This window comes from Exiguobacterium sp. s189 (assembly GCF_018617615.1).
Classification (GTDB): Bacteria; Bacillota; Bacilli; order Exiguobacteriales; family Exiguobacteriaceae; genus Exiguobacterium; species Exiguobacterium aestuarii_A.
In genome coordinates this window covers 113,481-126,233 of sequence record NZ_JACSKM010000001.1, presented here as the reverse complement: position 1 = coordinate 126,233, position 12,753 = coordinate 113,481, and the positions used below count along the sequence as shown (strand labels likewise).

Below are 12,753 nucleotides of genomic sequence, written 5' to 3'. Positions count from 1 at the left end.
TAAGAAAATAAGTTTGAAGTAGTGGAAATTCTTAAAAGTCTTAAAGGCTTAACAATTTTCAGAAATAATTCTTTTCAAGATTATTTAATTATCATGCACTTAATTTAGAATTCGTATTTCTCCATGATTTTTTTAATCCTCCATTGAACATTTAGTTTGTCTTAAGCTACTCTCGATTTCAATTCGTTTGAATATTCGTTATTGAACATACAAAAATACCTTCATTACAAATGATTTTAAAAGTGTTCGTTCTTAAGCCTTCGTTCCTAAGATTATGTGCAATATTTCAATAATTTAGATTAGTCTAGACTACCAATTTGACAAAATGGTAGTTTTTTTTTTTGCTTTTTGGTTAGTTAATCAAGAATTCTGAGAACATATGCTTATTTAGCCAATCTCTTTTTTTAAAACTAGAATAATTATCAATTAATTATGAAGAATCACTATTTTATTGACCATTAACAAAAAAAGTAAACCCTAGCCTTGTTAAATTCCTTATAATAACAACTGAGGAACAAGGAGGGTTATGCTTGGAATTATTAAGTAAAGAGCAAATGAAACAATCACTTGAGGAATGGATTTCTTTATATGCAGATGATCCATTCCTTGCAAACGATATTCAACATCTTCAAGAACACTTTGAGCATACAAGAAGCCAAATTCTTGCCGTCGGTCAGTTTAGTGCAGGAAAATCAGCTTTGCTCAACGCATTGCTCGGTCATACATACTTAAAAGCACACACGAACGAAACGACAAAAACGATTACTCGAATCTTTGCTATACAGAATGGACAACTCCCCACTTTTAAAACTGTTGCTGCTAATGGAGAAATCATTGAAGAAGGACGAATGGATCCAGAGAAGATTGAAAAGTATACGACTTTTCAAAAAGAGTCTTCTGTATCCTTAGAACCACGTTATGTGGATCTTTATCTCGATGTTCCGTTTCTCAATGATGATTTGATTTTAGTGGACACTCCTGGTGCGAACTCACGAACGATTGAAGCATTCGAGACGACGGAGGACATTTTATTTTCTTCAGCGACGGTGCTTTACCTGTTTCAGGCACCCCGAGGAATTGATGTGGTCGATGATGAATTGATTCAACGCTTTCTCCAACAAGGCAAACATGTCATTCTTGTCGGAACCCGTTATGACACGATTAGCGAGACACAATGGCAAGACGTGAAAGTGGCAATGGAAAAAAGGTTAGCCACATACTGTTCGGATATCCCAGCTATATTTCCGGTAGCATCGCTTCAGGCGATGGAAGCTAAACACTCGGGGAATGACAAGCTGCTTGCTGAATCCGGACTTTTACACCTCGAACAGACCCTCGCTACCTACATGGAGACAAAAACCTATGAAAGCTCGGAACTAAACAGTCTGCGACATGCGTACGAAGAAGTGATGCTGCGTATTGAATCGTACGAAAGTGTGAATCAGTCTTTATCGATAGAACAGGAAAAAGAGCGTCAATTACGTGAGGCACGACTTCGACAATTGATTATTGAGAGCTACGATCACATCGAAACACATGGAACGAACTTGCTAGCAGATATCACATTTGATTCAGACTCAGCTGATGAACAGTTAATTCTTCAACTGAAAGAAGTCCAAATGAAAAAGAATAAAGAGGAGCGACAATTCCGAAAAACTTTTCGACGAGAAAGTGATAAGCATTTAGAACGCTCGAAATTTCAAAGTGTTATGGCTGAATATCAGACGTATCAAGATGAATGTCTATCTTTACTCAAACAATGGAATGAAGAAGTTCATTCCATGTTTACAAATCATGTGGACCGACGTCGTGTAGATATTGAAGATGAACTTGCTCGCTTCTTTCAAGCGATGGAAGTGTTCGACTTAGAACACAAGGTAGACTGGGATGTTGCCAAAGTTGAGTTGAAGAGCAATATTCAACTGAATGAAAAGCTAGATTTAATGCAAATGATTGAAAACCGAACAAAAGAGATGAAACAGTTCAAATCGAAGCGTACGAGGTTAATCAACTCATCTAAACGTGCGGATCAAAAGCTCAAGGAACTGCCTAAACAGCGTGACACAAAAGTTACAGACATTGGTGCAGATTGGAAGCTTGAGATTCAATCGCTTGGCAAGATGCCTGAAGTCGAAAGGAACGTCGAAGTAAAACGGAAGTGGCTGTTATTTAAAGAGCGCACTGTGCATAGAGATTCGACGGCTCGCGATGAGTGGTCGGAAAGGTATGAACAGTTGAAACAACAACATGATCAGACACTTCAACAAGTAATGGAGCAATCCGCCAAGCAAATGAAAGAAGCGGAAGAAGAATTAGTGAGGCTAGAGGAAGAGATTCGGCTTCACGAAAAGAAAATAGACGACTATGAGACGAACACCATTCAAGAGATTCAAGAATTGCTTCGTTTCAGTTCTTCGGACACTCAATTTATGGATGAACAAGCAGATGAAGTTCATGCAACAATCGTCGACGCGCTAGAAGATACGAATGAAGCGATGGCTAAAGCGCTACGACAATTCACAATTAATTTTAAGAAATACATTAACCAAGAAAAAGCGAAGACACTTCAACACCTTCACGTGACTCGCTATAAAGGAGAAACTCATGCGTAAAGAATTTACTCAACAACTTGATGCGATTACTCAACTCTTTACAGAAGCCAAACAGACAGCAGAAGAAACATTATCCGTATTTCCTGATTACACCGAGTTACAAGATTGGATAGAACTCCTACAGCAACAAGAAAAACAGTTTTTGCAACAACGCTTTGAAATCGTTGTCGTCGGAGAATTCTCGACGGGTAAATCCACCTTTATTAACGCTTTGTTGCAGAAGGAAGTGTTGCCGTCACGTGTCACGCCAACGACGGCAACCATCAACTTCATCCGTCACCAGACGGAAGGTCCGGGTCATGAATGTGCCATCGTGCACTACTATGACGGTAAAGAAGAAGAGGTGTCTTTTGACCAACTCGATCAATATGTGACTGAGATGAGTAAGTTGTTGGATGTATCACACGCCATTCGACATGTTGATTTATTTATCGACTCCCCTTATCTCCAAAACGGTGTTGTTCTTGTCGATACACCGGGGTTACAGGCCCTCAACCCTGAACACGAGCGTATCACAAAGGAAAAGATTCGGACGTCTCAGGCGAGCATCTTACTCTTTAACATGGAGCAACCTGGAAAACGGACAGAGTTTGAGTTTTTGAAAGACCTGTCGGATTCGATCGACCGCATTTTCTTTGTCGCAAACCGGTTAGACGGCATTCCGAAAAATGAGATTGAAGAAGTCGTTCGATCACTTGAAACCGCATTGCGTCAAAACGAATATTGTAATGTGCCATTGGCCCAAGTTTATCCGGTCAGTGCCCTTCAGGCATTGAAAGCCCATGATGCAACTGTCGAACCCGATAAGTTTGTAGATTGGTCGGTCGAAGACTTACGTACTGCCTCACGTTTTGAGATGTTCGAAGAGAAGTTAGAACATTACTTGTTTGACGGTGAGCAGACGAGAGATGCCTTGCAGTCTCCTTTCTTTGATTTGGAGCAGTACTATAAACGCATGGGTGGCTTGCTTCACAAAATTGAGGATGTGTTGAATCAATCCATTGATGTCGAAGAAATGGCGAAACAGTTCGATTTGCTCAAACTTCGTTACGACGTTCGGCGAACCGAATTAAATCAACAAGTCAGAGAGATTAAGAAGACGTTCGACACGTCCATCGAAAAAAGTGTGGAAGACTTAAACACAAGTGTCATTCAACTCGAAAATGAATTGATTGATTCACTGAATCAGATTGAATGGATTGGGGACTTAGAGGACATCGAAGAAGATCTAGAACAACATACTGCCCAACTCGAGCAATTATTCCAGCAATCTTTGAAGAAGCTATCCAAAACGTTGAAGCGTGAAATGGATGAGTATGTCGAGCAATTTGATCTTCAATTTAAAGAAGAGGTAGCCATTTCATCAATGCCTGTTTCTTTAAAAGTGAAGCAGCGACAAGTTGATGCACATGTGACTTCTCAAATTGAGCTCGAGGATATTGAGGAAAAACTGAAAGATATGGATGAAGACTACCAACAATTGATTGAACTTAGAAGAGTTAAAGGGATAAAGAGTGAAAAGAATCATCACTATGAGATGGAACGTAAACTTTTGCAACAAGAATTAGAGAGCAACGCACTATTACTGGGACAAAATCCAAAACGGATTGAAAAAACGGTCATTCGAACGCGTGTGATTCTATCGGATAAAGTAAATAAGATGTGGGTTGAAAATAAGGAGTATGAACGTTTGATTGAGCAACAAGATGAATTACGAAGAGCGCTTCGAGAATTGACAGCTCGTCACCATGACAACACAGATGGTCTCATCGAAGGGGTTAGTCGATTCGAGTCAATGGAAGAGTGGAGAAAAGCAAAAGAAGAACTCGAAAGAGAAAAGAAACGGATTCGTTTCGAACAGATGAAAGAACAAAATGAAGCGGATAAAAAAATGGTGACAAAAGAAGTACGTCGAGTCATCAAACAAATTAAGAGTAACGGAAGACGACAGCGTGATGAGTTTGAAACGTTTTTCGAAGAATGTGACACGCTTCAAGTGGCAAGACGAGAAATTGATTTACATTTAGAGGCTCAAGATGAGTTGCTAGCAAGTCTCCGCGAAGAACAAACCGTGATGGAAAAGATGATGAACGAGTCAGCAGAGGAAAAAGAACGAATTCAACAACAATTAAGTCGTGTATCTGTAGATTTAGAACAAGCGAAAGAGAGGTTACAAGAATGCAAATTGAACGTACTTCTACCTTAATCAATGAATCCCTCATGGAAACGGTGCAGCAAGAGCTCGGTTTATTGGAACGTGAGGAAAAAGAATTTGCCTCTCTGTTTGGCTCTTTACAAGACCAAACGGTTCGAGTCGGCGTATTTGGGTCATTTAGTGTCGGGAAATCAGAACTTCTAAACCGAATCATCGGGAAATCGCTTCTTCCTACCCATACGAATGAGTCAACGACAATCTTGACGACCATCGGTTATGGCGAACCGGAGATTCATGCTACGACAACGGATGGCGAGATTGAATTCGTCAGTTCAGAAGAATTTTCTCAGTATGTGGCGAGTGGTACACAGAAAAACTGGATATCCATTCACATTGCTACTTCTGAACTTGCGAATCAGCCGACGCTACAGCTCGTCGATACACCAGGACGCAATACAAAGTATGCCCATCACATTAGCATGACTGAAGAAGCGATGCTCCGTTGTGATGCGGCCATTTATGTGATGTCATGGCAAGGACTTACGGCGGAAGACATTCTATATTTAAAACAGTTGATCCCGTATCAACCAAATTTGTATTTTGTCATCAACAAAATCGATCACTTATCGGAAACATCGCTTCAAGAAGTCATGGAGCATACGACGAATCAATTAGTTGAAGAGCTCGGCAAGTATTATCCACTTGTTGCTGTCAGCGCGAAAACTGGTGCCGGTTTGTCACAAGTGACCGAACAGTTGATTCCTGATTTAGTGACCAATACGCACGCACTTAAAGAAAGTCGTTTCGTACATGCGATGATTCATTGGTTGGATCAAGTGGCCGTACGTTTAGAACAAGACTTATATCTTCAAAAGCTTAGTGCAGATGAGACAGGTGAACAGTTACAAGAAGCGATGGAGCGGGTTCACCTTCAAAAAAATCAACTGAATGAACAAGTGGAAATCGAATTATCTCAATTTCACGAATCATTGAAACAAACTTACAAAAAGATGAAAGAAATAATCGAAGAACAGCTTGAATGGGCACAGAATCAATTGGAATCTCAATTGATGACGAAGCTCGATGAAAATGTCGCTCAAGAAGTACTGATCGAGCTGCGCAGAAATGTCCATGACTCCGTGAAGCGTGAGTTAGATGGATTGTTAAGTGGGATTCGTTATACGTTACAACCGATTGAGGGAGACGTGACGGTTAGCTTTAATGCGTGGTCGTTTGATGAGTTCCAACAAGCTTATGATGAACGGCGTCAACGTATGGTGGAAGAGCATGAAGCAAAATTAGCTGAGATTGCTATCGTGGAATCGGATTCTTCTGCAGAAACCGTTCAAATCTTGCGTGATGAACTTGAAAAATTACAAGATATCTTGCATCAACCGTATGAGCCCGTTTACGTCGTTGATGAATCATTTAATCCTCATAAGATGGAAAATACTTTGAAAATGGTGGGTCGTGTCGCTGATATTGGTGCTGCGGTTGCATTGGCTGTACTGACACAAGGGGTCAGTGCGGGAGCGCAAGCAGGTGGGAAAGTTGCAGGGAAAGTTGCAATTACTGAAGGCGTAAAGCAAACAACTGGAAAAATGGCGAAAGACCAACAAAACAAAGAACAAGAGAAAAATGAGCAAGAACAAAATCAAGAACAAAATCAAGAACAGCGTCAAGACGAGAGCTCTGAAAATGAACAAGAAAATCCAAAAGAAGCGGCGAAACGTAGAAGGAAAGAGATGTTAACAATCATTGCGCAAACTGCAGTAGTGGAGACTGAAAAACGTTCTACTAAGAAAGAGGTCTCGATGTGGAAAGCGCTCGATCAAATTACGAGTCCACTAGAAACGGTTGCTGTTCGAATTGGTAAATCGATGGATGCCGATCGGCAACAAGATATGCGTATTGATTACGAGCATCAAGCTCGCTTCTACGCAGAGCGTCAACAAGTGTTGCACGCCTTCACGAAAAAACAAGAATTGTTAGATGAGATGCTACGCGAGGCTGGCGAAAAAGAAACACTTAAACAAAAAATCGATCAGAAGCGACAGTATTTACAAGACGAACGCGAACGACAGCTTCAACAGTTAGAACGAGAAGAAATCGAGGCAATGAAAAAGGCTGAAACACAGCACATCCAAGAACAAGTAGAAGGAACGGTAGACAGGCTCATTCGAGAAGAGGGTGAAGCATTCGAACAATGGTTACAACTTGAGACGCTCAACATTCAACGAGTGATGGAAGAAGAATTACCGCGGCATTATCGTGAAGAATTAGGTGAATGGGAAGAACGTCTCACGAAACTAAAAAATGAGGAATCAACTGAACGAGTTGAATTTGATGCATCAGAGGCAAACATTGAACGTCAAATTGCCTACATTGCACAATTGAAAACGGAGATTTTGCAAAAATGAAGTGTATGACGATGCTCGGGCAGCAGATTGATGCTGCCCGTCTCACTTCTGAATATTCGTACTGGCAAGCGTTGAGCAATGAACCGACACCCACCTACACGTTTCAAAGAACGAAGTTGTTTGTCGTCGGAGAGCCGCGACTTGTCACTGAATTGTTTAAAATATCCGTCACCTCGTCTGGTCCATTTCCGATTCTAGAAGACTCGACATTTACGTTGACGAATTTCTATGACGTGGAATATGTTCATCCGAACGATTTACATCATATATCGTTTAGGGCGGATCATACTGTCAGCGTCGTCATAGGGGATCGATTGGAAATATGGATGAAGCCTTTGCTCGATCGTAGACAATGTCACACCGTCATTTCAAAAGATATTGTTTTAAAAGGAGACATGTGGTCGTGGATTCATCAAGTTTCCTTTGACACCTTTACTTTTTCCGATTTGCTGAAGAGAAACCCTTCATTATTTCATCAATCAGTACCTCCAATCGCTTTATCCTTTTTGAAGCATGCGGGTCTTCGCCTTGAGACAAAGGATGTTTCTTATAAAGAATGGCAAACCGAGTGGTTGAACATTGGGATGGATATGTTGAACGAGACTTGGCTCTACTATGGCTATCCTCCCCGGCCTTATTTTCAACAAGTGGTCAAACGCTTAATTCAACTAGAGCAAATTGGAACGCTTGATTTGTATGGAAAGCGGGATGTGGCTCAGTGGTTACAAGTGTTAAAGAAATGGGGGAGTCTGAATGATTCATTTGCTGGATGAGAACTGTCGAAAAATCGAAAGTAATCTATCACAGTTTCTAACGAGATATCGACCAGATTGTCTGGAAGATTGGCGACAATTTTGCGAAACGTTAGAAGCGTTGTCTGTTGTGGAACGAACGAAACGACTAGATGATGTCGCGACCATTTTTCTAGAAACAATTTATCCAAAAGTAGCCTTAGAAAAATGGACAACACTCGAACATGCTATGGGTCAAAAAGTATCGAAAGACACCATGCAACTTTTTTATGAAACACTTCCTGAATGGCATGAGGAAGTGAAATTGGAGGATTTGAAATGAAGAACTATCAACTATCGGTCACCATGGCGATTGCAGCAGGTTCGCTCGCGGCCATCACACAAACGACAGATTGGGTGAAATGGACGTTGATTGGCGTATTCTCGTTAGCGATTTTCGCAGTCGGTCAGACACTCTTTAACATGTTTGAAGAGTCAAAAAAACAAACTTCTGAGAATCAACAAGCTCTTGTGAGCGAGCTTAACAACTGGCAGAACGTTCTGTCGCACCAATCGCAACAGTCTCAAACCGAATTGTTCGCACTTATGAATGGTCATCAAGCAGAATGGTTTTTGAAAATGGATGAGTTTTTCACAATCAACCGTCAGCAACACCTTGAGCAGGAGAATCGTTTTACACTCATTCAAGAAGAATGGCAACGTGTTAATACAGAGCAGGCGAAACGAGAGGAACAACGCCAAGTGTTGATCACAGAAAGTATGGAGCGTTTGTCTACTACATTACATACGCAAATCGAACAATTAGAACGAATGCATTCGAGTATGCAACATCAACTCGAGACGCAACGAACACATACAGAGAGTCAATCAGAATTTGGTACGAAACTGTCTCGGTTAGTAAAGAATCAAAATTTATTGCTGCAAGATATACAGGAAGAACTCAATACTGTAAATGAGCATGTCGAGGAGTCGCATGAGGCATTTAGTTCTTCTCAAGAACAGTTGGAAGCGATGTCGAACCATTTCGAAGATCGGATGCGCTTATTCCATGAAGGCATTGTAAAGTTATCTGAGATTGTAGATGAATTATCAGAATCACGAGCTGTCGAAAGACAAGAAGCTCTACAGGTTCAAGAAGGACTAATTGAGAAGTTGAAACGGTATCAAAAAATAGATGCATAAAACAACAAGATCAGTTCAAATTGCCTGAGGCAAAACAGACTGGTCTTGTTGTTAATATTTAGTCATTCACTTCAGTTACAAATTATTAAAAAATTATACATTTTATTAGTGTATAATCATGCTAATAATAGGAAAAGGAGATGGTAAGGTGAGCGGCAATTGGGATTTATCTTATCGTGTTCATGCATTGATTGACGAATCAAAAAAGTATCGATATCAATTTACGTGTGAGTGGAATGATGGGGGGCGCTACGTTACATTCATCATGTTAAATCCTAGTGTCGGAAATCAAACCCGACCTGATCCGACTCTTCGTAAATGTATAAGTTATGCAAAAAAATGGGGTTACGATGGCATAAAAGTAGCGAATTTATTTGCTTACATTTCTACAGATCCAACCGCACTAAAGAATATTGATGATCCAGTTGGTCCAGAGAACGACCATCATATTTTAGAAATGGTACGCGAATCGGAACAAGTCATTGTTGCGTGGGGACAAGCTCTCCCAAGTCCTCTCAAGACGAGACGAATTCAAGAGACCCTTCATTTATTGCGCGAACACGATAGCTATTGCCTAGAACGAACGGTCAGAGGTAACTATCCGAAACATCCACTGTTTTTAAGGGGTGATCTAATACCCGTGATTTATCAGAAAGCTCTAGAAACATAAGTAGCACCTGCTCATCTCATTAAATGAGCAGGTGCTTTTTGAAAAGATTATTGTGCATGTGAGTAAAGTGAATTCAATGTATTCAAAACAATGGTTTCAAACTCTTTAAAAGAATCTGTCGTCACGAGTGAAGTCATCGCTCGTTCCACGCAGACAGGATCTGTCCAGTCCTCAACGTGTGTATTCGAAACGTAAATCTTCGTATATTTTTTTCCTTCAAGCATACCTGAAGGACGGAATGATACATTTTGTTCCTGCAGGGCGCTAAGCAGTCGCAAGCGCTCTGGATAGTCAATCGGTCCTACTTCTACGTGAACTTTCAAGTCTTGATTCCATTCTCGTGAGAACCAAATAATTAATCCATATCCACGCCAATACGGACTTTCAAGTGGACCTATGTTTTCTAAAAAAGGAGCCCACGATGAAGGAACATAATTCGGTACTTTTGCGTGTGGGCGATGTAAATGTTCCGGTAGTGTAAAGCGGTCCGCAAATAGTCGAAATGCTTGGTACATGACATTGCTCCCAATTTTAAAGATGTAGTCAATCGTTTTGCGTTTCTTCGAATAAATTTTCGTCAGGTGGTCGCGCTGAGAAGAAGATAATTCGTTAAGCGTATCCACGGCTGTCCGTAATTCAATTTGTTTTTGACGATGCGTATCTCGATAGGCATTTGCGCAAATCAAATGAATAGCAGATGCATAGTTTTGATAGAGTGTCATCGCCATCTGCATCGTATCTTCATCTTCGACTAATTGTTCCTCGAGGAGTGCCACATAAAAACTTAAAAAGTCGTAAATGCTATCGGCAATTGTCTCTTTATTGAGTTCAAGTTCTTGATGAATGATTTGCAAAACATCTTCGTATGCCAGCATCCAATACGCATCGTGTGACGGTGACTCCCCAGATAGGGTCAAAAATACAGGAAGGATATCCCAACCTGGATAGCGCGTCATCACACTGTTTAAATATCGTTCTAGTTGATTGTTCGATTCAGCAGAGTGAAATTTGTTTTCGATGAGCAGGATGATATTCAAAGACGGGATTTCAATTAATAAGTCGATGGCGCCGTTTCCATTCGTTGACCACTCCCGATGTACGATTGCATCGGAAAGTGGTGTGTGCAGAAACGCCAAATAATCAAATTCATCAATCTTCTCCTCATTTTCTGCTTTCGTGACAAGATTCATGAGGATTTTCCGCAAAAAGAAGCTACCGAGGCGGTGATTCTCGTTTGGGTCGAATAGCCAGGCGAGCACGTTCGAGTGACGGATTTCGTATTGATCGACACGGAGCACTTTGAGTGGGTTGAATTGATGGAACTGCTGATGAAGACGATTGAATTCGGTCGAGTTTTCAAGTTGTAAGATGGTATCGAGTGAGTAAGACATATGTTCCTCCTAAAATCATTGATGAGACAAGTAAACAATAAAAGTATGTAGGAAGTAGAGGAAATAATGAACGTGGTTATAAAATGTTCGTGGTAACCATACGTACATATCGTTATTACATAATGAATAATTGGTTGTGTTAGCTAGGAAGATAATCATTTTCGATGTTGACGAATGAACTCGGTTCAATAATGATGAATCTGTTTTTAAAACGATTAGATGAAATCCTATACGCTGTGAGTAAAAAAATGTATATGAAAATTTAATCGTTTGAAATTTAAGTCTTTTGGTTAATATCATTTTTCTATTGTTTTTTGATGAAAATGGAAGTGACTACTGTTATGAGGGTGGATGTATGAGTTCTATGATGATTGGAATGGCTTTGCTGTTGATTTGTTTACCTTTGGGTTGTCTGTTAGGAGTGCGCGCTTTTCAGATGTTTCGGATTCACACGCGCTTACGTGCCGGCTTATTCTCGGCCCGTCATGCGTTACGTGCTGCGAAGCATCATCCTGGGCGTCAGTTTGACATACTCGATCCCATTTATCGCGGTGTCGTCTTTCAGCTCAACGGAAGAAACTTAATGAAGCGTCATCAACTCGAGCAAGCCGTCAACGATGAGCTGAATCGTGTGTTGAAATATGGATGGTTGTCTTCCTTGGCTCTTGTCGGAAGATGGGCACTTGCGATAATCTTTTTCGGAATTGCCAGCGTGAGTGGGAATATCGTCGCGCAAGAAACGAAGTCGTTTGACGTGGCGAACTGGTTTGGTCCACAACACGTCGAAAGTGAGACAACCGTGCTCGGGAAGTCGTTCAAACTCCCATACGAAATTGATTCAGCCGAAACGCTCGGGACGGCTATCGCCTATCATATGACCCGCTTCGATGAGACGTTCTCGATTCCATATACAGGGGATACGGGAGACATGCAACAGACGATGGATGCGGCGTGGGAATGGATTGAGCGACATCACATCTATGTGTATCGCCTCTCGCGTGGAGGAGAATCGAAATGGATTGAGCAGAATGGCGTCTCCAACTTGCAGATGAAACTGAACTACGACATGACGGCTTCCGAGGCCGCACAAGTACAAGAACGCGTGAGCAAAGTGATTCGCGACATGCCGCGTGATTTGGACGAGGTCGGGAAGGTCAAATACGTGAACGACTACGTCGTCTCGCACACTGCCTATAATCTAGATAGTCTGGCAAGTCCATATACGCCGTATTCGATTTTGTTCAACGGGGAAGGGGTGTGTGAAGGCTATGCGCTGACGACGCTCTTATTGTTGGAGGCGGCAGGCATCGAAGCACGTTATATTTCTGGGGAAGTCGCAAATGGTCTTCATGCGTGGAACCTCGTCCGTGTGAACAACGAATGGTACCATCTCGATACGACGTGGAACGACCCGGTCCCGAACCAGCCTGGGAACGGGCGACTCGATTACTTCCTCGTCTCAGACGCAACGCTTCGCGCAGACCATACGTGGGCATTCGGTCGTTATCCGGTGACAGCCACGCAAAATATTCAATTGTGAGAGCGAAAGGTGATTCCTTTCGTTTTTTTAC

Annotated in this window: 9 protein-coding genes; 8 read left to right on the top strand and 1 reads right to left on the bottom strand. The window is 41.4% G+C overall.

All coding sequences use genetic code 11. From position 1 onward, the window contains the following. Positions 1-530 precede the first annotated feature (530 nt). The 7 genes from KNO99_RS00595 (at position 531) to KNO99_RS00565 (ending at position 9,791) form a co-directional block, all read left to right on the top strand. The gene (locus KNO99_RS00595) at positions 531-2,612 is read left to right on the top strand and encodes a dynamin family protein (protein ID WP_214744364.1); all 2,082 of its coding nucleotides are present in this window, start codon (positions 531-533) and stop codon (positions 2,610-2,612) included. Further along, entirely contained in the window at positions 2,605-4,818 is a 2,214-nt protein-coding gene (locus KNO99_RS00590; RefSeq protein WP_214744362.1) for a dynamin family protein, read from the top strand. The genes KNO99_RS00595 and KNO99_RS00590 overlap by 8 nt, the downstream gene beginning before the upstream one ends. Next, the gene (locus KNO99_RS00585; RefSeq protein WP_214744360.1) at positions 4,791-7,187 is read left to right on the top strand and encodes a dynamin family protein; all 2,397 of its coding nucleotides are present in this window, start codon (positions 4,791-4,793) and stop codon (positions 7,185-7,187) included. The genes KNO99_RS00590 and KNO99_RS00585 overlap by 28 nt, the downstream gene beginning before the upstream one ends. Beyond that, a complete protein-coding gene (locus tag KNO99_RS00580) occupies positions 7,184-7,960 on the top strand; it encodes a hypothetical protein (RefSeq protein WP_214744358.1) in 777 nt (258 codons plus the stop codon). The genes KNO99_RS00585 and KNO99_RS00580 overlap by 4 nt, the downstream gene beginning before the upstream one ends. Continuing rightward, entirely contained in the window at positions 7,941-8,261 is a 321-nt protein-coding gene (locus KNO99_RS00575; RefSeq protein WP_214744356.1) for a hypothetical protein, read from the top strand. The genes KNO99_RS00580 and KNO99_RS00575 overlap by 20 nt, the downstream gene beginning before the upstream one ends. Beyond that, positions 8,258-9,121 (top strand): hypothetical protein, encoded by an 864-nt coding sequence (locus KNO99_RS00570; protein WP_214744354.1) that lies wholly within the window; start codon positions 8,258-8,260, stop codon positions 9,119-9,121. The genes KNO99_RS00575 and KNO99_RS00570 overlap by 4 nt, the downstream gene beginning before the upstream one ends. A gap of 148 nt (positions 9,122-9,269) precedes the next feature. Continuing rightward, positions 9,270-9,791 (top strand): DUF1643 domain-containing protein, encoded by a 522-nt coding sequence (locus KNO99_RS00565; RefSeq protein ID WP_214744353.1) that lies wholly within the window; start codon positions 9,270-9,272, stop codon positions 9,789-9,791. 47 nt (positions 9,792-9,838) lie between these two features. On the opposite strand, the gene KNO99_RS00560 is transcribed toward KNO99_RS00565, so the two are convergent. Further along, the gene (locus KNO99_RS00560; RefSeq protein WP_214744351.1) at positions 9,839-11,182 is read right to left on the bottom strand and encodes a PDDEXK-like family protein; all 1,344 of its coding nucleotides are present in this window, start codon (positions 11,180-11,182) and stop codon (positions 9,839-9,841) included. 436 nt (positions 11,183-11,618) lie between these two features. Between KNO99_RS00560 and KNO99_RS00555 the strand changes: the two genes are divergently transcribed. Next, a complete protein-coding gene (locus KNO99_RS00555; RefSeq protein WP_214744349.1) occupies positions 11,619-12,722 on the top strand; it encodes a transglutaminase domain-containing protein in 1,104 nt (367 codons plus the stop codon). Positions 12,723-12,753: the final 31 nt, after the last annotated feature.